Raw genomic sequence first — 21128 nt, 5'->3', positions numbered from 1 at the left:
CCTCAATCAGATCAGAACGGCCACAGGGCTGAAGCAAAAAACTTGGTTAACCAACCAGGGCCCTGGCCACCATGTGCCGCCCCTGTACCACTGTATTCAATCCGGGCGTTGGCAATTTTGCTCGACTCCACTGTATTACGTGAATCAATGTCTTCAGGGCGAATCACCCCTGTTAAGCGGATATATTCTTTACCTGTGTTCAGCGTCAGCCATTTTTCACCGCGGATCACCAGGTTGCCGTTCGCCATCACCCGAAGCACATTCACCGAAATATCGCCGGTTAAGCTGTTGCTCTGGTCCGCTTTGGAATCACCTTTAAAATCTGTGCTTGAGTTCATGCCCAATTGCAGCACATTACCGGCGGCACTGATATTACGCCCGCCAAGGCCAACCATAGGCTCAATATTGTTGCTGCTGTCTTTGCCAAATTCAGTTTTGGCTTTTTTTGACGCCTGGGTATTTTCGCGTAGTACCACAGTAATAATGTCGCCTTCGCGTCTGGCTTTATTATCTGAATACAAACCATTAGACAAACCGGATGCGAACAAAGAGCCGGTTTGCACCACAGGCGCAGCCACAGGTTCAGGCGGCAGCGGTGCAAACGCCGGATCGTCAGGCATGGCTTCAGGTTCATAACTGGCACAGCCAGACATTAAACACAGTGCCAGCAAATAAATTCCAATACGCATCACAACCTCCCGCTTACAGCTGCTGGATAGCAAAGCTCAGCATCTGATCCACTGCTGAAATCACCTTGGAGTTCATTTCATAAACCCGCTGACTTTCAATCAGGCCCACCAGCTCTTCGGTGACATTGACGTTGGACGACTCCAGTGCGCCCTGCACCACATAACCAATACCTTCAAGGCCCGGCACCCCTTGCACCGGATCGCCACTGGCACCGGTCTGGCGGAATAAGTTTTGCCCTATCGGCTCTAAACCGGCCGGGTTAATAAAGTTGGTGACGATCAGCTGCCCAAGCACAGCATTTTCTGCCTGACCCGGAATTTTCACCGACACTTCACCGTCCTGTGAAATATTGATATCAGTCGCTTCCGGCGGAATAGTGATAGTGGGCTGGATCTGGTAACCGGCACCTGAAGTCACCAGGTTGCCTTCACTGTCCGTGGTGAACTGACCGTTGCGGGTATAAGAAATAGAACCGTCCGGCATCAGCACTTCAAAAAAGCCTGAACCCTGGATCATCACATCGAGCGCATTGTCGGTGGTCATGTGATTGCCCTGGGTGAAGTTTTTCTGGGTGGCCACCACTTTGGTACCGGCGCCCAGCATTAAACCATTAGGCAATTCTGAGTTTTGTGACGAGCGGCCGCCAGGCTGATTAACGTTTTGATATAACAAGTCTTCAAACACAGCCCGGCTTTTTTTGTAGCCGACAGTACTGGCGTTGGCCAGGTTGTTTGAAATGACCGAAATATCACGCTGCTTGGCATCTAAACCTGTTTTGCTGATCCAAAGTGCTGGATGCATGGTGTCCTCCTGAGCCTGAGGCTCTAGATTATGCGTAAAATCTGATTATGCTGGCGATCCATATCTTCAGCGGTTTTCATCATCTTGACTTGTAACTCGTACTGGCGCTGCAGGCTGATCATATAAGTCATCTCTCCTACAGCGTTAACATTGCTGCCCTCAAGGGCGCCGGACAATAAACTGACAGTCGCATCAGCTTCAGCCACTTCACCGTCTTTACGGCGAAATAAACTGTCGTTTCCTTTCACCACATCGGCATTGTCTGGTTTCACCAGCTTGATCCGCCCTACTTCAGCCATTGCTGTCGCGGGTGCACCTTGCGCTAACGCCTGAATACTGCCGTCTGCAGCAATATCAATTTTTGCCAGTGGCACCGGCAGCTGAATCGGATCGCCACCATCACTGAGCACTGCCAAACCTGAAGCGGTTTGCAGCATGCCATCGGCGCTTATTTTTAAACTGCCGGCTCTGGTATAGGCTTCATTGCCATCGCCATCCTGCACCGCAAACCAACCGTCACCCTGAATGGCCACGTCTAATTCGTTTTCAGTGATCTTCAGTTCACCGGCGTCAAAATTCTGACTTGGCATTTCGGTCATGGCAAAAACCCGGCTTGGCAAACCGTCACCAAAGGCCTGCATTGAACGCGCCTGCTCTAAATCTGCTTTAAAACCCGTGGTATTGGCGTTGGCCAGATTGTTTGCCCGCACGCCAAGAGCATTCATATTCTCTTTGGCACCGCTCATCGCGATATACAGCAAATGGTCCATAACCTTGCTCCATGATTCAAAAGTACCGGCATTTTCAGCCTCTGATACAGGACTAAAGCAAAGATGATGCCATGATGTTTAAAGCAGCTAAGATCAGGCTAAAGCAGGCTTTCAGGCAGCGATTTTTGCCTGCAACGACAGTGAAATCCGATAAATTCCGGGCATAAAAAAACCACCCGCAGGTGGTTTTTTTCAGTGCAGCATCAGCGTGTTAATTAACGGATCTGCAAGACAGTTTGTTGCAAGGTACTGTTGACTTCAAGTGCCCTGGAGTTGGCCTGGAAGTTACGCTGCGCCGAAATTAAATCAACCAGTTCGTTGGTCAGGTTGACGTTGGAGTTTTCCAGTGCTGACGAGTTAATGGCGCCTAAAGTACCACTGTTGGCTTCACCTGCCAGCGGCTCACCGGAGCGCAGACTGGTTTTCCAGGCGGTATTACCGGTTTGGGTTAAACCCTGTGGGTTGGCAAATTTCACCATGGCAATTTGAGACAGATAGGTCTGGTCACCGTTGCTGTAGCTAGCCATCACTTTACCGGCCGCATCGATGTCGATACTGGTTAACCGGCCCACAGTAGTACCATCCTGGCTTAACGAACCCACTTCAAACTTCGAGGCGTACTGTGTTGGGAAACGGGTTGCAGCCTGGTCGGTAAAGTTTACCGTTAACGGGCCGGTGAACTGAGCACCGTTTTGCAGGTAAGTAGGTGTATTTAATGTCGCCTGCGGGATCACCAGATCCGGTAAAGATGCGGTCAGTGGTAAAGTTGGCACACCGTTGGCGTCAAAATCCAGTACTACAGGACCAAATTCCTGACCCGCTGCCGTTTTGTCATCAAACACCGCATACACTTCCCAGTCATTGTCTGTGGCCGGATCTGTTCTTCTGAAATAGAACGACAGAATATGTGGCTCGCCCAAGCTGTCATACACAGTGGTCGAAGTACCTGCCGTTGAGTTGTAAGTGGTTTTATCCAGCGGGTTAAAAGCCGGGAAACCACCGGCAGGCGCCACATCTTTAGAATTCAGGTTCATCGTCAGATAAACGTTGGACGTGGAACGTGGTGCACCTGCCGTACTTGGGATCTGAATAGGTTTGGTGGTACTTAAACTGATAGAACTAACCGAACCTGTGCTCGGGTCCACCGGATAACCCTGCAAATAATTGCCGTTGTTATCGACAATAAAGTTTTCTTTGGACAGCTTAAAGGCACCGGCACGGGTATAGGACATATCACGGTCAGCCAGGCCTGGCGTCATGGCAAAAAAGCCATCACCGGTAATAGCTAAATCCAGCGAGTTGTTGGTAAATTTGAGCGCACCCTGGCTAAATTGTTGTGCCACCATCGAAGTAGACACACCGTCGCCCACTTTTGTGCGGTTCGAGGAAAAAATAGAACCTGCATACACATCAGCAAATTCAGCACGGGATTCTTTAAAACCCGTGGTGTTGACGTTGGCAATATTATTTGCCGTGGTATCCAAGTCTTTCTGAGCGGCTGCCAGACCACTTAATGCAATATTAAAACTCATAGTTCACCTCGTTGACGGAGTTAACCCGCTGCAATTTCTAAAATATCTGTCAGTTTTTTTGCACCTAAACCAAACAGATTTAATGTCATGTCACCTGTACCTTTGCCCAGCGTCACACTGGTCACAGGTACATAAGAAGAAGTGGGTAATGCTTCGGTTTTGCCATTGACTGTGGCTTCCACCTTGACGGTATACATGCCTTTAGGCAGCGCTTCGCCAGCATCATTATTGCCATCCCAGGCAAAGTCGAACTTGCCGCTTGGCGGGCTTTCAGCCGGCTCAGATCGCACCAGCGCACCGGCTGCGTTATAAATTTTCACCGTCAATAAACTGGTGTTGGCCGGAACTTCGGTAGAGCCTACCGCCATATTTGTGCCGTCAAACGGCATTTGATCCGAGCTGACCCGCACAGTGCGGCCCACCAGGCTCGATGCCTGCAGTGCCTGATTTGAATCCATGCTGCTGGCAAAATCTTTAAAATTGCTGTTCAGCGAGCTGATACCATCAGCCATGGTGAAGTTGGTCATTTGCGCAATCATCTGATCGTTTTCAACCGGCTTGGTCGGGTCCTGAAACGCCAACTGCTGGGTTAACAGCGCAAAGAAATCGGCCTGGGTTAAAGCCCCTGCTTTTTCAGCGTCGGTTTTTTCCTTGGCACCGTTGGCCCCTTTCAGGCTGTCCAGATAACTGTTACTGGTATTATTACTGACGGTCGTCATGGCTTACTCCTTAGCGTTGACCCAGTGTCAGAGTACGGCTCAGCATCTGTTTGGCTGCGTCGGCAATCTGCACATTGGCGTCGTATGAGCGACTGGCTGAAATCATGTTGGCCATCTCTTCGATGACATTCACGTTTGGCTTGTAGATAAAGCCATTTTCGTCTGCCATCGGATGGCTTGGATTATATTCGGTGGTCAGCGGTGCATCACTTTCAACAATGCCCATCACTTTTACCCCTGCGCCCTGTTGTTCCTGCGCCCGGTCAAGTTCAGCGGCAAACACCGGATGACGGCCACGATAGGTTTGGTCAATGCTGCTACTCACCGTATTGGCATTGGCAATATTACTGGCTGTGGTGTTCAGCCTCAGCGCCTGCGCCGTTAATCCGGAACCGGCAATATCAAACACCCGATATAAACTCATTAGGCCTGACCTCCACCTAAAGCTTTTTTCAAGCCACTGATTTTTCCGTTCAGAAAATTCAGTGACGCCTGATATTCCATACTGTTCTGGCTAAACGCATTGCGCTCACGATGAATATCAACACTGTTACCGTCACCGGTGTCAGTTTGTTCCACGTTGCGGAATTTCACTTCCTGGCGCAGATCGGTTGAAATCACAAAATGTTTGTCATGAGTGCGGCTCAGTGAGGAACTTTGCTGCGTCCGGGCGTTGGCAAGCGCTGTCTGAAAATCCAGATCTTTGGCTTTAAAACCCGGTGTGTCCGCATTGGCGATATTGTCGGCCAATATTTCGGAACGTTTTTCTCTGAGTAGCATCCCCTGGGGATGCAGGCCAAAGGCCCGGTCGAAGCTGATTGCCATGATGCAGCACTCTATTCTGTGAATGACAGAATTTCTGTAGCAAAACTCAGGCCAAAAATTTTTGGCGCTGTGCGCTTCAGGCAAAATAATGTAGGATTTTAATAAAAGACAAAGAGCCGGCGACTGCCGGCTCTTTAGACTGATTAGTTTTTACGACGGTAAATAATGCCCGGATTACAGCGCAACATTTCAAAATCGGTATTCACGCTGCTTAAAGATTCCGACGCCCCTAAAAACAGGTAGCCACGTGGATTTAACGACTGCGCAAACTGGCGAATGATCTTGGCTTTTACCTCAGGAGAGAAATAAATCAATACGTTACGGCAGAATATAATGTCAAACTTGCCAAGCAAAGTGTAACTATCAAGCAGGTTTAAATGGCGGAAGGACACATTTTTACGTACCTGGTCCCGCACCCGCATCATACCGTTGCCGCTTTCTTCAAAAAACTTGCTGCGCCGCTCAGGGGACAAACCTCTGGATAAAGCCAGACCATCGTATTCACCACGCTGACAATGCTCGAGCATCGCATTTGAAATATCAGTGCCGAGAATTTGCACGCCCAGACTAAAAGCCGAAGGCCTTTGAGCCTGATACTCAAGCGCTGTCATTGCAATAGAATAAGGCTCCTGGCCGGATGAGCTGGCCGCCGACCAAATTTTGACGTTGCGATGATCTTTCTCCAGCTCCGGGAAAATTTGTTTTTTTAACAGCTCATAGGGGTAGGTATCGCGAAACCATAAAGTTTCGTTGGTGGTCATAGCGTCTATCACAGCGGAACGAAGTTGCCGCTCAAACGGACTCAGCGTTTTACTGACCAGCTCGGATAAAGTGGCCAGATTAAACCTTTGCATTAAAGGACCCAGCCGGCTTTTTACCAGATACTGTTTATTGTCACCCAGCACTATGCCGCACTGCTGCTCAAGGAAATCCCTGAACAGCTTGTACTCACTGTCATGCAGCTCTTTGTTCGCCACTGCGATGCCACCTATCAATCAGTATGTAACCACTTGCGCACCGATTCACCAAGTTCATCAGGATTAAACTTGGCAATAAAATCGTCTGCGCCAACTTTTTGCACCATTTGCTGATTAAACACTCCGCTGAGTGAAGTGTGCAGGATCACATGCAATTTTTTCAGTTTCTGGTCGAGGCGAATTTCTGCCGTCAGGGTATAACCATCCATTTCCGGCATTTCAATATCCGAAATCAGCAAACCGATTTTTTCGGTGACCGACTCTTCACAACTAGCGGCAACTTCCTGCAGGTAGGTTAAAGCTTCACGGCCATTTTTCACCAGATGCATGGTTACACCCAAACCTTCCAGCGCCCTCTTCACCTGATTACGGGCAACGGCTGAGTCGTCCGCTATCAGAATGGTTCTGCCGCCAAGGTCGGCCATAATAGATTCGGTTTCAACTGCGGCGGTAATAGTAGTGGGTGACGGTGAAATTTCCTCGAGGATTTTCTCCACGTCGATAATTTCCACCAGCTCTTTGTCAATTTCAGTCACTGCCGTTAAATAACTCTGGCGACCGCCTGTGCCTTTTGGCGGCGGCATAATAGATTCCCAGTTGATATTAATAATACGTTCAACGGAATTGACTAAAAAGCCCTGCACTGAACGGTTGTATTCGGCAATGATAATAAAGCTGTCTTTCAGATTTTCAATCGGACGTCCACCTGTTGCCAGGCTTAAATCGATGACAGAAATGGTTTGGCCGCGGATATGGGCAATACCACGCACAAACTTATTACGTTTTGGAATTGCAGTCAGCGGCGGGCACTGCAGCACTTCTCTTACTTTAAATACGTTAATGCCAAAACGCTGCCGACCAGCCAACCGGAACAACAACAGCTCGAGCCGGTTTTGCCCAACCAACTGGGTGCGCTGGTTTACAGAATCAAGAATACCCGCCATGTGAGACTCCCCAGAACTTTCAGGATCGATTCTTGCAGCAGAAGGAAAATAGCGGCAAGTTACTGAAAAATTGACATACTTGGTATGTTATAGCCCTTTGCCGATAAAGCATAGCTGAAACAATATGAAAATGTACGATAAATTTCTGTCCGCTTCTTATGGCAAATTACTGTTGTGTCTGTTGTTTTTGTACGGCAATTTTCCGGCCCGCGCAACCAGTTACAGCATGGCCGAATTGTCGGCTCAGGCCTCCGACTGGTTGCAGCAACAGCTGCAACAAATGGAACATGGTCAGCTACAGGCCGACTTGTATCCACTGGATAACAGGCTGGCCGACAAAAGCTGCGACAGCCCGCCTCAATTTAGTCTGGTGACTCCCAAATTACAGCGTCAAAATACTGTCAGGATCAGCTGCACGGACGAAGGCAACAGCTGGCAATTATTTGTACCACTGAGACTACGTCAGCAAATCAGCACAGTGGTCAGCACACAAAAGATTCCGGCTGGCAGTTATATAACTGCAGAAATGCTGACCATGGCCGATATTGATGTACTACAAAGCCGCGGCATGCCGGTAACCAATCTGCAGCTGGTGATAGGCGCCCGCAGCAAAAAAGCGCTGAATGCCGGACAAATGTTGAGTCAGACTGATCTTTGTCTTGTATGTAAAGGCGATGTTGTTACAATTGAAGGTATTTCCAGCACACTCTCGGTCAGTACTCAGGCAACAGCCTTGCAGGATGGCAGTTTTGGCGATACTGTGCGGTTACAAAACAACCAATCGCAAAAGGTGATCAGTGCTGTGGTCACTGCAGTAAAAAAAGCCGAAATAAAGTTGTAAAAAGTTCTAAAGTTTTTCTGCCTGCGGCCGTTAAAGAGTTTAAGGAATAGGCCAAAGGGTCTGATGAGGGGTGAATTATGGCGATTAATGTCAATCAAGGTGTGCAAAATGCCACCACAGTGAAAACTGACAAAGTTGATCAAAGCATTCAGAAACAACAAGTTGCGCAGCAACAAGTGAACATGAGTGCGCCGTCACAAAAGCAGGACTCTGTGTCTCTGACCACTCAGGCGCAGCAGTTTACCAAAGCACAGGAAAAAGCCAGCAACAGCTCTGGTGTTGATCAGGAAAAGGTCGACAAAATTAAACAGGCTATTGCTGAAGGCAAATACAAAATTAATGTTGAGGCACTGGCCCGACGCATTATGCAGTTTGAAGGCGAGCTGTTCGACAAAAAATGACAGACGAGACCCTCATCCTTCCTTTGTTTGAAAAACAACAAGAGCATCTGACGATGCTTTTGTCGTTATTAAAAGCTGAACTTGCAGCCATTTCCAGCCGCAATGTGGAAGCGCTGGAACAGGGGGGCACTGCTAAACTGGCTTGCCTTGAACAAATTCAGCAGCTGGATCATGACATCGCCGCTCTTCCCATGCTGAACACAGTAAAAAACGAAGCCTGGTTTGTACAAAAAGTACAGGACATTGACCATATTCTGCAGCAGTGCAAAGAACAAAACGAAATTAACGCCCTGACCCTGCAACAAAGCCAGCTGATTGTGGAACGTTTTAAACACGAATTATTGCAAAACCGCGGTAAATCCGGCCTGACTTATACGGCTAAAGGCAAACCCGCCATTGATCACAAAGGCGGCGGAATTAAAGCCTGAGTATGGACTGAGTTAATTGCAGGAATCTTTCCTGATACAACATAAACAACAGCGGGCAATGCCCGCTGTTGTTGTTTTAGCTTTCTGTCATATAAAAGATGCAGCATGCTGAATATACGGCTTAGAGCTAACGGCTTCACTGCAAAGACTTAAAGTTTTGACGCAGCGTTCAGCCTTAGCGCTATTTAATAATATTTCACTGATTTCACCCGCCGTACCGGCTGGGCATTTTGGTACAGGTCATACACTTGCCTAAAATCAAGTTCCATTTCAGTGACATAAAACTGACCGACCGGATAGGTTTTCACCACTCGCGCCCCGCGGATCACCCCTTGCAGTGAAGCACGCAACTGCTCATTGCCCAGCAGCGCCTGCCCCATCGTCACTTTGTAATCTACTTTCTGGCCATACACCTGTTCGGCGAGCTCTTTATAAGCTTCGAGCTTGGAGGCTTTCATCGCCATCAGCATCCGCTCTTCTTCTGTCGCGGCTTTTTGCTCGGTTAAAGGCGCATAACCCACAGCTTTGATCAGCGGGAAATTATCCGGTGGTACCGACTCCCACTGCACTTCTTTATCCATAAACAAACTACAACCTGAAAGTGCCAGGCTGGCTAACAAGGGCAGCAAAAATTTGTTCATTATTCACCTTCTGTCGTTCGGTAGCGGCTGTAGCAGAACTCACACTGCAACAGCAACGCTGGATGGCACATGTCTGGGTAAAACCCTGCAGAATTCACGCCAGAATTATGTTTAGCCAAGAGCAGGCACGTAAATTGCTTTGTGCTGTTATCAGTCAGTGGAGATTTTTATATGCGTAAGTTAGCAGGCGCCGCAATGCTGCTTCTGGCAGGCCAGGCTCAGGCCGAATGGTACGAAACCACAGGCCAGGCTGCGATCCGCAATGGTGATCAGGCTGCAGCCAGGGCTCAGGCCACTGAAGATGCGGTGAAACGGGCATTGTTATTTGCCGGCGTGTCGGTGCGCAGTGTGCAGCAGGTCACTGACGGTCTTTTGACACAAGACAGCATGCAGCTCAAAAGTCATGGTGAAGTGCAGCAGGTGCATCTGGTGTCAGAGCGCGCCAGCAATGGCACTTTTGAAGTGACAATTCGCGCCGACATAGTGCCGGGCGAAGCCGCCTGCCCTAATGTGGCCTATAAAAAGAAATTGCTGATTGCGCCTTTTAAATTAAAGGTGCCGGAACAGGCTGTGATTGGTGGTTTATTTGAACTTGGCAAAGTTAGCAGCGAGCTTTTTAACGACAAACTGACTGAGCTTAGTCAAAGCAGCTGGACTCAGACTCTGCCGGCCCCTATCGATGCCGAAAAATTAAGTTATCACGAACGTCAAGCCATCAGCCGGCAATATGGTGCCCGTTATCTGTTAAGCGCTACTTTAAACGACGTGTCACTGGGTGAAACTCAGGGCACCAACTGGCAATTCTGGAGTGACGCTGACCGCGAGCGTTTTTACCATCTGCAGTTATCAGTGTTTGATTTGGCCGAAGCAAAACTAGTCATGCAGCAAAAGTATCAGACGTCTGCTATCTGGCGTGTGCGTAAAACCACGGCGTTAGATCCACAATATCACAGATTCTGGCAAACCAGCTATGGCCAGGCAGCACGACGGGTGCTGGATGCCGCAGTGCTGGATGTGGAAGAAGCCATCCGTTGTGAACCCGTCGTGGCCGAGCTGTTGCAGGTCAGAGACAATCAGGTGCTGCTGAACCTGGGCAGCGCTCATGGTGTAGAAATTGGCGACACCTTTACCCTGGTGCACCGGCGTGAACTGAACGACAACTTTGGTCGGACCCAGCCGTTATTAGCAGTAACGGATATGACAGTCCGGGTCACCCAGTTAAGCCATGAAGCAGCCTGGGCACAGAGTGTCGATGCGCGCTTACTGGCCAATGTGCAGGTGGGCGATCTGGCAAAAGCAGCACAAAAAGTGGTACAGGATGAATGGGTTGAACAAGAGTCGACCGGACAAGAATAAGTGGCCTGGCAATAGCTGAAACTACAGCCTGCCCCAGAGTTGCGGTACCTCAGTGAAAGAAAAGCAAGCTCTGGCGCAGCAGCAACTCTGGCTGCGCATTTGTAACAATAATGTGCAGCAATAAAGCCATCTATTGCTGCAGCTGTTTGATTATTCAGCAACTATCGGCAAATAAATGCAGCATCAATTGACAAAAGGCCACATTTTTAGCAGCATGTGGCGCCGTTGAGTCAGAAGCACACCCTGGCAGCTCAGCCTGCAACTCAATAGACAACGCGGTAAAATACGGCCCCATAGTTAAATGGATATAACGGCCCCCTCCTAAGGGGCAGTTACAGGTTCGATTCCTGTTGGGGCCGCCATTTCAGCTTTTGTATTGCCCGTTATTCCCTCTCGCAAAACAGTCACAGATCACAAAAACCTCAATGAACCACAAGCTCGGTTAACCGCAATCTCAGATAACAATCTCAGATAACAATAAGCTAAGATAAAAGCCGGCTTCCGTTCAAAGCTGTGGCTGCTTTTAATGCTATGAGGCGAAGTGCTTTACGCAAAAAAAACGGCAGTCTGTCACTGCCGCTTCGCTTTTTGGCCACCTGATACCAGGGTTGGGCTTGAAGCCCTCTGGCCATTAAGGCTGAATTTGTTGTAATACCAGATGTGGCACCATAGTGCTGGCTGCAGCTATCACTTTATGTCCCTGCACAGATACCACTCTGCTGTTGATTTGAATACCACGGCGGGTGGCCACCAGGGTGCCAGTCATCACATAATCCATACCGACTTTTTGCTGCAACTTCAGCACATCGCGTGACAGTGCAACATCTCCTCTTGGACTGACATCAATGTCCCGGGTCAGTTTATATTCAATCACATCGACACCATATTGCGGCAGCAAAGTCACCATAGCTTCGGCAAACTGATTGCCCAGCGCCGTGGTTTGCTCCAGACTATCGTCAAATTCCACAAAACTGGTAATGCCAACTTTGGCACCCTTCAGCTCGTCAAACCCGGCCAGTTTAAAAGCCAGCTGCGCTGCGTAATCAGTTAACTGTTTGCGGCTTTGCGGCAGCTCAGGGTAAGGTGACAATGTGACGCTGTGCGGCCCGCCCTGCTGATAAGCGCTCTGCTGCTCAGACGGCAGATTTTTGCGCTGCAGTGGCGCTTTTTGCACCACAGGCCAAATCGGTTTGGCCCCTGGCTCTGCCATAATTTTATCCAGCTGCGACACAGTCGGAGCCGACTGCACAGGTGGCGCTTCCGGCATCACTTTGTCTTCAATCACAGTACCGTCTGTGGCAACGCTGCTGCCCGCCAGACTTTGTTCCTGCTGCATTTGCTCCGACAAGCTTGCTTCGCTGTGGCTGTCAGTCCTGTTGTCAGTGCGGTCAGCCTGAGCATTCTGACAATCACATAACTGGCTGCAACCGCTTAATGCCAGTAGCAACAACACTGCTATCGAGCGCATGTTATTCACCCTGCTTTAAATAAAGTTTGCCTTGTGTCGCCGAAGGCAACACTGCATTGGCCACATTTTGCGGAATAAAACTCTGGGCTGTCGCCAGCACTTTTTTACTGGCCACAGAAACAATACGGGCATTAACCAAAGTGCCGCCCTGATGCGCCACTAAGGTGCCGCCCAACACAAATTCTATCGGCTGTTCTTCACGCAGCTCCATAAAGTCGCGGCTGAACACAAAATCTCCTTTGGGCGTGACGCGGATAAAATCTGTGGTTTTAAAGTCGACCACATTTAAGCCAAACTGATGAATTTCATGCATAAAACCTTCAGAAAGCTGATTACCCAGTAAATCAGCCTGATCATAAGCGCCATCCAGATAAACAAAACTGGTGACCCCGATAATCATGCCGTCTTTGACCAAATCTAAATTGGCTACTAAGTCATGCATCATGCCCTGAATATAATGATTCACCGTTACCTGCGCCTGGGGCAGATAGTTTGGCAGCGTTTTTTGCGCCGCCATCCGGGTGGCCTGATAAGCTGCACCATCGTATAAAGCCGGAGTCACATATAAAGGTGCATTACCATTACCGGCAGGAACCACAGGCACTGTGGCTTTCGGGGTATTTTTCAGCTGTATTTGCGCCTGAGCCTGATCTTCGGCCTGCTGTTTGGCAGCCACTGCTTTGTCCCATTTATCTATCGATGCGCAGGCCGTTAATCCCAGGCACAGCGTCAACATCATTAATTTAGCTGTCATAATCATCCCCATTTCAACGCAAAAACCTGGTGCTGTTGTGCCCATTATTGGCTATTGCGATATAACATTTGTTGGCGCAGCTGCACCTGCTCTGCACTGCCAAGCACTGAACTTGGTACTAAATCCGACGCCGCAGCTATCACTGTATTGGTCTGGATATCGACCAGCCGGGCATTTACTGTAGTGTAATTTTCAGATTGATTGAGCGTACCTGCTATTACATAACGCACCGACTGTTGCGTGGCCAGCTCATTAATATCCCGGCTTAACATGCGCTCATGGTCGGCATAAATTTTTACTGAAGAGGCAAGGCGCAGCTCTTTCACCTGATAACCGAGCTGACTGGCAACGGTCAGCATGCTTTCCTGTAACTGCAAACCCAATAAATTCATCGACAAATTATAAGGATCAGGCGCCAGAGATTTGACGTCGGTAAAACTCACCACGGCAATAGCACCAGGCGTAATAGGTTTTAAGTCCTTAAATAACCTATCGGCAATACGTTCGGTGTAATACAGCAGCGGCGTAACGGCAACTTCTGGCTGCAACACGGCAGTTTGCTGCCGCTGTTCAGGCTGCTCCGGCAGCTGCACACAGGCGGTTGTGAACAAAGCTGTGCTCAGCATCAAAGCGGCTTTGGCGGTATTCATCAGTTATGTACCTCAGATTTGAGATCCCGACAGCTGGCATTGTTGCCACCTGCTGCGATTTTGGGAGCCAGATATCTGCGAATTTTGCAAAATCAGTGCCAGCTTGTACTGACGCCTGCCAGCGCTCTGGTTATACTGTGCGGCTTTTTTGCCGGGCCCGACTGGCCTTGCACTGCAGAATTTTCAGGAACCGATAATGCAAGCTTGTTATACCGGAATTGATTTTGGCACCTCCAACTGCACAGCAGGCTGGCTGGAAAACCAGGAACCTGTGCTGGCGCCGCTGGACGCTGACGGCCCTTATTTAAGCTCGGCGCTTTATATCGAAAAAAACCGCAGTGACGATCAGGACGAAGACGAGCCTTATATCAACGAAAGTTTAAGCCGGCTATTGCAGCAGCAGACCAAAGTGCATTTAGGACAAAGCGCTCACCAGAGTTACAGCAGTAATCCACTGGCCGGGGTTTTTATCCGCTCGCCCAAATCAATGCTCGGGTCCAGATTAACGCCGGCACAAAGCCAGATTTACCGGCAAATTTGCACTTTATTGCTCAAAGACATTAAACAAAAAGCAGAATTGGCGCGTGGTGCTGAGTTGCCTTATGCCGTGCTCGGCCGGCCTGTACATTTTCAGGGTATAGACGGCGCTTTGGGCGATGATAGAGCCGAAGCTATTTTGCGCTTAGCGGCGCAGGATGTTGGATTTAAAGAAATTCAGTTTGCCTATGAGCCCGTTGCTGCCGCTGTGGAATACGAGCGCAGCCTGACTCAGGAACAACTGGTGCTGGTGGTGGATATTGGCGGGGGAACCAGCGATATCAGTTTAATCCGCCTCGGGCCCAAACTGGCCATGCAGACCGATCGCAGCAACGACTTATTGGGTCACGCCGGGCGCCGTATTGGTGGGGTGGATATGGACATTAAACTGGCCATTTACGGCTTAATGCCGCTGCTGGGTCGCGGCAGTCTGGCGACGACAGGCCGGCCTTTGCCCAACGCGCTCTTTAGTGATGCGGTCAATATTATTGATATTCAGGCACAGGAAAACTTTTACCGTGAACAAAGTGCGGCGGAAATTCAGAGTTTGATCAAACTTGCCACAGACCCCCACAAAGTCAGCCGTTTACTGAAACTCTATCAGCAACATTTAAGTTATTACCTGGTGCAAAAAGCCGAACAGGCCAAAATAGCGCTGGCAGAGAATGCTCAGGTGCAGGTGGAACTCAGTCGCCTGGAAGCACAGCTTCATCAGCAGATTGACCTGCAAATGCTTGATCAGGCCATTTATATTGAACTGAACGGCATTAAAAAGCTGATAGAACACAGCCTTGCCAGCGCAGCTGCCAAACCTGATGTGATTTTTTTAACAGGCGGCGCTTCTGCGGCCAAAGGTGTGATTCAGCTGCTGCAACAACTGCTGCCCGATGTACCGCTGGTGCATGGCGACCGCTTTGGCTCCGTTGGCAAAGGTTTATGCACTATAGCTGCCCGGCATTTTGCTTAAACCAAAAAGAGGCTGCGTAAATCAGTGTTTTAAGAAAGGCTTGAGCATTCTGATAGCACTTGGGCCCGATACCGGTTAGAATGCGCGACTTTTTTGTACAGCCCCCCAATTTCGGCGTGCTGACAATATGTGGGGTTATTGATGTCATTTTCGTTATTAGGTTTACAACCTGCCATTTTACAAGCCGTTGAACAAGCAGGTTATAACCAGCCGACACCTATCCAGCAGCAGGCGATTCCTGCAGTGCTGGCCGGTCGGGATTTACTGGCTGCAGCGCAAACAGGTACGGGCAAAACCGCTGGTTTTGTGCTGCCGATTTTACAAAAACTCAGCCAAACCAAATCCAGACATCCGCGCCCTACCCGCGCTCTGATTTTGACGCCTACACGCGAGCTGGCGGCGCAGATCGGTGAGCAAATTACCAAGTACAGCAAATTGCTGGATCCAAAATTAAAACATCTGGTGGTATTTGGTGGTGTCAACATCAACCCACAAATGATGGCGCTGCGCGGTGGTGTGGATATTCTGACCGCAACCCCTGGCCGTTTATTGGATTTAATTGGCCAGAACGCCGTTAAAATTAACGAAGTTGAAATTCTGGTGCTGGATGAAGCCGACCGGATGCTGGATATGGGTTTTATCCGCGATATTCAGAAAATTCTGAACCTGCTGCCAAAAATCCGTCAGAACCTGTTGTTTTCAGCCACTTTTGACAATGAAATCAAACAACTGACCAATAAGCTGTTAAAAGATCCATTGATGATCAATGTCACACCGGAAAACAGCACAGCAGAAAAAATTGAACAAAAGGTGTATCACGTGAGCAAAGGCCAAAAAACCGGTGCTTTGATCACTTTAATTGAACAAAACAACTGGCAGCAAGTGCTGGTGTTTATGGCCACCAAACACGAAGCCAACCGCCTGACCGAAAAACTGGAAGCAGCCGGCATCAGTGCTGCTGCTATTCATGGTAATAAAAGCCAGAATGCCCGCACCGCCGCTTTAGCCGGTTTTAAAAACAATTCAGTACGCGTTTTGGTGGCATCCGACGTTGCCGCCCGTGGTATTGATATTGCCGAACTGCCTTTTGTGGTGAACTTTGCGCTGCCACGTTCAGCTGCTGATTATGTACACCGTATTGGCCGTACCGGTCGTGCCGGTAAAGCAGGTTTGGCCGTGTCTTTGGTGTGCCCGGATGAAATGCCACAGTTAAAACAAGTGGAAAAGCTGATTGGCATGAAAATACCGGTGGCAGAACTGACCGGTATTGTCAGCAATGCACCAAATGACCATGATTTAACAGTGCGTCCACCGCGCTCGCCTCGGCCACAACATAAAAAACCTGCCGGCGCCAATACTCAGGCAACTGCCCGTTCAGGCCAGCCACGTAAGCCACAGACTGCCAAAGGTCAAACTGCCAACGGTGAAAAACCAGCTGGCGGTCAACGCCCTGGCCGTAACCCGCAAGCCAATGGCAATAGCACCAACAATGCCGGCGGCAACAGAGCCAATCATGGCAAAGTGGCGCCACGTCGTAGCGAACATAGCTCACAAGGCCAACAAGCAACTGGCCAGCGCCGCAGCGATCAGTCAGGCACCAGCACAGCAGCACGAGCTGCTAAACCGGCTGGTTCACAAGTTTAAGCCGTCAGTAAAATACCTGAGCCTGAAATATCAGGCTTAGGTATTATCCTCAGCATCACATTTTTCTGCGCCGATACATAAAAAGCATCATGCCATCAAGCCATGCCAGCTCAGGCAACAGCAACAGCACTGATAACGCAGCCGCTTTGATTGGCCTTAGGTTAAACCAGGCACTGGCACAAAGTGGCCTTTGTTCACGAAAAGCTGCTGCCAGGCTCATTTCTGAGCTCAGAGTGACAGTCAATGGCAAGCAACAGCCGCATCATTATCAGGTGAAAAGCGGTGATGTTATTTTGCTCGATGGCAAGCCACTGCCCGCTCCGGCACCTTTGCAATATTGGCGGTATCACAAGCCGGTGGGCATCGACTGCAATCTGAATAACAAAAAAGACAGTTTAAAACAGCTGCTTGAGAGCCTGCCACTGCGGTTATTTCCACTGGGACGGCTGGATAAAGACAGTTGTGGTTTATTGCTGCTGAGCAACGACGGCGCTTTGGCGCAAAAGCTGATGCACCCATCTTTTGCCCATCAGAAAACCTATCAGGTGACAGTTGATAAACCACTACAAGATTTGATGTTACATCGTTTAGCACAAGGTTTAACTTATCAGGTGGGGCCCCATCTTTATCAGACTTTGCCCTGTCAGCTGCAGCCTCTGACTGAACACAGCTTTCAAATTACCCTAACCCAGGGCCTGAACCGGCAAATCCGTTATATGTGCCGTGAAGTTGGGCTTAAAGTGCTGCATTTACAACGGACCCATATCAACCAACTGGCTTTGGGAGATTTAGCGGAAGGACAAATGCAGCAGTTAAGCAAAGCCGAGCTGCAGTTATTACAAGGCTGCGCTCAGTCAACTGCAGAGCCGGCAGCATCATAAAAACTGCGCCTTCAGGCAGCTTTGGCCACCACAAAAGGCCTGAGCTTCAGACTGAGCCATAAGGTCAGCAATAACATCAATACCGAGCCCAGCACCACGCCTGGCCATTTGACATAACTCCAGAACGGATGCAGGTAAAAACTGCCGGTGCTGGCGCCTACATAATAAAACACCAGATAGAGCGCACTGGCGCTGGCTTTGGCGCGGGTTGCATGCTGATTCACCCAGCCGGTGGCCAGGCTGTGGGTTAAGAAAAAGCCAAAAGCATTGATAAAAAAGCCCAGCACTATGCCGGTTAAAAACGGCAATAAAGTGATTAAAGTGCCGGCGATCATAGTCAGAATACCCAGCGCCATGCCCTGGGGCGGGGTTAGTTTTTTGCTGACTTTACCCGACATGGCAGAGCCAACAGTGCCGGTGAGATAAGTTAAAAACAATAAACCTATCCAGCCGGAAGATAAATTATAAGGTGCAGCTGATAGCGCAAAACTAATATAAGTATATTGATTTAAATAGATAAAAAAGTTAAGACCGCCAATCAGGTAAGTGAGCAGCAATACTTTTTGCCTCAGGTGAAACAGATTGTCGGCAACGGCCTGGCGCCAGGAAAAAGGCTTGGCAACAAAATGGCGGGATTTTGGCAAATAACGCCACAGCAGCAGCACCAGCACCAAACTCAATAGCGCCATGGGCCAGAACGCCCATTGCCAGTGTCCAAGCTCTGCCGAAAAACCGGCCAGCACCCGACCGGAAATACCGCCTAAGGAACTCGCGCTAATGTAATACCCCACAGCGGCCAACAGCGCAGGCTTACTGAGCTCCTCGCCCATATAAGCAATGGCAATAGCCGGCAGGCCGCCAAGGCAAAACCCTTGCAGCGCACGCCAGAATAATAAACTCTGATAAGACTGCACCTGAGTGATGGCAACAGTGGCCAGCAGCATGCCCACTAAAGTCCAGAGCAGCACATTGCGCCGGCCGACAGCATCCGACAAAGCACCATAAAATAATAAACTCACGCCAAGCGCCAGAGTGCCAATGGCATAACTCCAGCTGGTTTGTAGCGGGCTTAAGGCAAAACTGCGGCTGAGTTCAGGCAATAAAGGTTGCAGGGCGTGCAAATTAGCGAACACCACCACTGCGGCAAAACTTAAGATCCAGGTGATACAACGATAACCACTGCTGGATTTTTCATAAGGCGCTGCGGTGAATGATTGAGGCATGACAAAACTGCCAAAGCAAAAAGTGGTTTTATTGTAACGGCTTGCATCATGTTACGCGAGTGCAGCCAGATCACTTCGCCAGATTGTATACAAAAAGCAGCTGCATTCGGATGGTCATTGTGTATCATAGAGCGGTTTTTTGCCCCCTGAATTTTGAGGATGTTCTGATGCGTTTATCTCTGTTAAGTCTGGCAATTGCCAGCAGTTTGCTGCTGACCCAATGTACTGAAGCGCCCGTTGCCCCTGATACGTCTGCCAGCAAGGCTGCTACTGCAGAAAAAGCGCAGGCCGCAGTTTTTTCCGCCGAAGCAGCACAAGCTGTTTATCAGGAAGCGACACAAGTGCTGTTTCAGGCCAGACCGCTTAGTGCATCGGCTTATAACCTGAGTGTGGATCAGGTGGGTAAAGAATATCAGGCGGAAATGGACATCTATAACAGCGCGGCCGAAGCTGAACTTCGCAGCAAAATGGCAGCGCTTGCCGCCAAATTACTAGCCATGCCACAACCCACTGAGGCCCAGCAAGCCGATAACCTGGCCGTGATGGCCAATATTCTGAATTTTTACGCCGGCGACAGTCGTTTTCCGCAAGGTTATATTGATGTCTGGATGGGGCACTCGCCTTTTATTATCAATCAAATCAATGGCCCAACCATAGATATGGCCGGCGCTTTACTGAATTCTCATCCCATCAATAACCAAACCGATGCTGAAGCTTATTTAAGCCGGCTGGAAAAATTTGGCCCTGCGCTTAAAGCAGTCAGCGACAAATTTAATACCGATGTTAAAAACGGTTTTATCCCGCCACGTGTGCTGCTGGATAAAGCCCGCCCTATTTTGCAAAGTTATAGCGACAACAGCACCAACCATGCACTGTATAAAGATTTTGCTGCCAAATTGGATAAAGTTGCTGCGCTCAATCCGGAGCAAAAACAGCAGCTGCTGCAAAAAGCCGCCAATCTTATCAGCACTGTGGTGGCCCCTGCTTACCAGCAATTGGTCAATGACGTAGTGGCGACTTTACCGCATGGCCGCAGTGAAGCCGGTATCTGGGCGCAGCCAAACGGCAGCGACTTTTATGCCTATTCTGTGAAACAGCTGGGCGATACAGATTTAACGCCGGATCAAATTCACCAGATTGGTCTGGACGAAGTAGCCCGTATCAGCCAGGAAATGGACAGCATTCTTAAAGCCAATGGCTACCATGAAGGCACAGTGGGCGACAGAATGACGGCGCTGAACGAAGAAAGCCGCTTTTTATATGAGGACTCAGACGAAGGCCGGGCACAGCTGCTGTCCGATTTAAACGGTTATATTGCCGAAATGGACAAACGTATTGGCGAGCAGTTTGCTACCCGCCCGCCTTATAACGTCGAAGTGCGCCGTATTCCGGTAGAAATTCAGGACAGCGCTCCAGGCGGTCAATATACCAGCCCTTCCATTGACGGCAGCAAACCAGGTATTTATTGGATCAACCTGGCCGACATGAAAGCCAACGCCAAATTTGATTTAAAATCATTAACCTACCATGAGGCCAACCCTGGCCATCACTGGCAAATTGCACTAAATCTGGCACAGGATCAACTGCCACTGCTGCGCCGGCTGGCTTCTTATAACGCCTATTCTGAAGGCTGGGGTTTATATTCCGAGCTGGTGGCTTATGAAATGGGCATGTACAAAGATGATGCTTTTGGCAACCTGGGCCGGTTAAAAGCTGAGTTGTTCCGTGCTGTGCGTCTGGTGGTGGATACCGGTCTGCACGCCAAAAAGTGGAGCCGCGAACAGGCTGTGCAATATATGGCACAAACCACAGGCACGGCATCGTCTGATGTTATTTCTGAAATTGAACGTTATATGGCCTGGCCAGGACAAGCTTTGGGTTACAAACTGGGCATGCTGAAAATTGTTGAATTGCGCCAGTTTGCCAAAACCGAACTTGGTGATACCTTTGATATCCGGGCTTTCCACGATTTAGTGTTATTAACCGGCGCAGTTCCTATGGCAGTGCTGGAACAAAAAGTAAAAAGCTGGGTGGCCGCGCAAAAAGCCAGCGCTGCTGCAAACTAAACCCATCAGGGGC

Annotated in this window: 22 protein-coding genes and 1 tRNA gene; 9 read left to right on the top strand and 14 right to left on the bottom strand. The window is 49.4% G+C overall.

Annotated elements, in window-relative coordinates; translation table 11 throughout:
- Window positions 1–11: 11 nt before the first annotated feature.
- The 9 genes from flgH to N3Z11_RS13175 all read right to left on the bottom strand — a co-directional run bounded on the left by flgH (window position 12) and on the right by N3Z11_RS13175 (window position 7258).
- Window positions 12–689 carry a flagellar basal body L-ring protein FlgH gene (flgH, locus tag N3Z11_RS13215; RefSeq protein WP_260657662.1) on the bottom strand — a complete coding sequence of 226 codons (678 nt, stop codon included), beginning with the start codon at window positions 687–689 and terminating at the stop codon, window positions 12–14.
- 13 nt (window positions 690–702) lie between these two features.
- Window positions 703–1491 (bottom strand): flagellar basal-body rod protein FlgG, encoded by a 789-nt coding sequence (gene flgG / locus N3Z11_RS13210; protein ID WP_260657661.1) that lies wholly within the window; start codon window positions 1489–1491, stop codon window positions 703–705.
- Window positions 1492–1514: 23 nt separating this feature from the next.
- On the bottom strand, window positions 1515–2261 hold the full coding sequence (flgF, locus tag N3Z11_RS13205; RefSeq protein ID WP_260657660.1) for a flagellar basal-body rod protein FlgF: 747 nt from the start codon (window positions 2259–2261) through the stop codon (window positions 1515–1517).
- A gap of 215 nt (window positions 2262–2476) precedes the next feature.
- Entirely contained in the window at window positions 2477–3793 is a 1317-nt protein-coding gene (gene flgE / locus N3Z11_RS13200) for a flagellar hook protein FlgE (RefSeq protein ID WP_260657659.1), read from the bottom strand.
- 20 nt (window positions 3794–3813) lie between these two features.
- On the bottom strand, window positions 3814–4512 hold the full coding sequence (locus tag N3Z11_RS13195) for a flagellar hook assembly protein FlgD (protein ID WP_260657658.1): 699 nt from the start codon (window positions 4510–4512) through the stop codon (window positions 3814–3816).
- A gap of 10 nt (window positions 4513–4522) precedes the next feature.
- Window positions 4523–4936, bottom strand: a complete 414-nt coding sequence (gene flgC, locus N3Z11_RS13190) for a flagellar basal body rod protein FlgC (protein ID WP_260657657.1) — start codon at window positions 4934–4936, stop codon at window positions 4523–4525.
- The gene (gene flgB / locus N3Z11_RS13185) at window positions 4936–5337 is read right to left on the bottom strand and encodes a flagellar basal body rod protein FlgB (protein WP_260657656.1); all 402 of its coding nucleotides are present in this window, start codon (window positions 5335–5337) and stop codon (window positions 4936–4938) included. Before flgB ends, flgC begins: the two co-directional genes overlap by 1 nt.
- A gap of 143 nt (window positions 5338–5480) precedes the next feature.
- Complete coding sequence (locus N3Z11_RS13180) at window positions 5481–6314, bottom strand: CheR family methyltransferase (RefSeq protein ID WP_260657655.1); 834 nt, start codon at window positions 6312–6314, stop codon at window positions 5481–5483.
- A 14-nt stretch (window positions 6315–6328) separates the two neighbouring features.
- Window positions 6329–7258, bottom strand: coding sequence for a chemotaxis protein CheV (locus tag N3Z11_RS13175; protein WP_260657654.1), 930 nt, complete (start codon window positions 7256–7258; stop codon window positions 6329–6331).
- A gap of 124 nt (window positions 7259–7382) precedes the next feature.
- Between N3Z11_RS13175 and flgA the strand changes: the two genes are divergently transcribed.
- The 3 genes from flgA to flgN all read left to right on the top strand — a co-directional run bounded on the left by flgA (window position 7383) and on the right by flgN (window position 8928).
- Complete coding sequence (flgA, locus tag N3Z11_RS13170; RefSeq protein WP_260657653.1) at window positions 7383–8099, top strand: flagellar basal body P-ring formation chaperone FlgA; 717 nt, start codon at window positions 7383–7385, stop codon at window positions 8097–8099.
- Between the two features lie 77 nt (window positions 8100–8176).
- Window positions 8177–8500, top strand: a complete 324-nt coding sequence (flgM, locus tag N3Z11_RS13165; protein WP_260657652.1) for a flagellar biosynthesis anti-sigma factor FlgM — start codon at window positions 8177–8179, stop codon at window positions 8498–8500.
- Entirely contained in the window at window positions 8497–8928 is a 432-nt protein-coding gene (gene flgN / locus N3Z11_RS13160; protein WP_260657651.1) for a flagellar protein FlgN, read from the top strand. Before flgM ends, flgN begins: the two co-directional genes overlap by 4 nt.
- 185 nt (window positions 8929–9113) lie before the next feature.
- On the opposite strand, the gene N3Z11_RS13155 is transcribed toward flgN, so the two are convergent.
- Complete coding sequence (locus N3Z11_RS13155) at window positions 9114–9569, bottom strand: LPP20 family lipoprotein (protein ID WP_260657650.1); 456 nt, start codon at window positions 9567–9569, stop codon at window positions 9114–9116.
- Window positions 9570–9740: 171 nt separating this feature from the next.
- Here N3Z11_RS13155 and N3Z11_RS13150 point away from each other — a divergent pair, with 171 nt between their 5' ends.
- Together N3Z11_RS13150 and N3Z11_RS13145 are read left to right on the top strand one after the other, a co-directional pair.
- Window positions 9741–10925, top strand: coding sequence for a flagellar assembly protein FlgT (locus tag N3Z11_RS13150; protein WP_260657649.1), 1185 nt, complete (start codon window positions 9741–9743; stop codon window positions 10923–10925).
- A gap of 287 nt (window positions 10926–11212) precedes the next feature.
- Window positions 11213–11287, top strand: a tRNA-Arg gene (locus N3Z11_RS13145).
- A 269-nt stretch (window positions 11288–11556) separates the two neighbouring features.
- On the opposite strand, the gene N3Z11_RS13140 is transcribed toward N3Z11_RS13145, so the two are convergent.
- Genes N3Z11_RS13140 through N3Z11_RS13130 form a run of 3 tightly spaced genes read right to left on the bottom strand, consistent with a single transcriptional unit; the run spans window position 11557 to window position 13797 of the window.
- Window positions 11557–12393 (bottom strand): FlgO family outer membrane protein, encoded by an 837-nt coding sequence (locus N3Z11_RS13140; protein ID WP_260657648.1) that lies wholly within the window; start codon window positions 12391–12393, stop codon window positions 11557–11559.
- 1 nt (window position 12394) lies between these two features.
- A complete protein-coding gene (locus N3Z11_RS13135; RefSeq protein ID WP_260657647.1) occupies window positions 12395–13147 on the bottom strand; it encodes a FlgO family outer membrane protein in 753 nt (250 codons plus the stop codon).
- Between the two features lie 44 nt (window positions 13148–13191).
- Window positions 13192–13797 (bottom strand): FlgO family outer membrane protein, encoded by a 606-nt coding sequence (locus N3Z11_RS13130; RefSeq protein ID WP_260657646.1) that lies wholly within the window; start codon window positions 13795–13797, stop codon window positions 13192–13194.
- 196 nt (window positions 13798–13993) lie between these two features.
- Between N3Z11_RS13130 and yegD the strand changes: the two genes are divergently transcribed.
- The 3 genes from yegD (at window position 13994) to N3Z11_RS13115 (ending at window position 17826) form a co-directional block, all read left to right on the top strand.
- Window positions 13994–15301, top strand: coding sequence for a molecular chaperone (gene yegD, locus N3Z11_RS13125; RefSeq protein ID WP_260657645.1), 1308 nt, complete (start codon window positions 13994–13996; stop codon window positions 15299–15301).
- Window positions 15302–15442: 141 nt separating this feature from the next.
- A complete protein-coding gene (locus N3Z11_RS13120) occupies window positions 15443–16945 on the top strand; it encodes a DEAD/DEAH box helicase (RefSeq protein WP_260657644.1) in 1503 nt (500 codons plus the stop codon).
- A gap of 89 nt (window positions 16946–17034) precedes the next feature.
- The gene (locus N3Z11_RS13115) at window positions 17035–17826 is read left to right on the top strand and encodes a pseudouridine synthase (protein WP_260657643.1); all 792 of its coding nucleotides are present in this window, start codon (window positions 17035–17037) and stop codon (window positions 17824–17826) included.
- Between the two features lie 11 nt (window positions 17827–17837).
- Here the strand turns inward: N3Z11_RS13115 and N3Z11_RS13110 are convergent, their stop codons facing one another.
- Window positions 17838–19049: an MFS transporter gene (locus N3Z11_RS13110; RefSeq protein ID WP_260657642.1), complete on the bottom strand. Its 1212-nt coding sequence runs from the start codon at window positions 19047–19049 to the stop codon at window positions 17838–17840.
- Window positions 19050–19216: 167 nt separating this feature from the next.
- Between N3Z11_RS13110 and N3Z11_RS13105 the strand changes: the two genes are divergently transcribed.
- The gene (locus N3Z11_RS13105; protein ID WP_260657641.1) at window positions 19217–21115 is read left to right on the top strand and encodes a DUF885 domain-containing protein; all 1899 of its coding nucleotides are present in this window, start codon (window positions 19217–19219) and stop codon (window positions 21113–21115) included.
- Window positions 21116–21128: the final 13 nt, after the last annotated feature.

This window comes from Rheinheimera sp. 4Y26 (assembly GCF_025245835.1).
GTDB lineage: Bacteria > Pseudomonadota > Gammaproteobacteria > Enterobacterales > Alteromonadaceae > Pararheinheimera.
The sequence above is the reverse complement of the archived record's forward strand: the minus strand, read 5'-3'. Positions and strand labels throughout refer to the sequence as shown.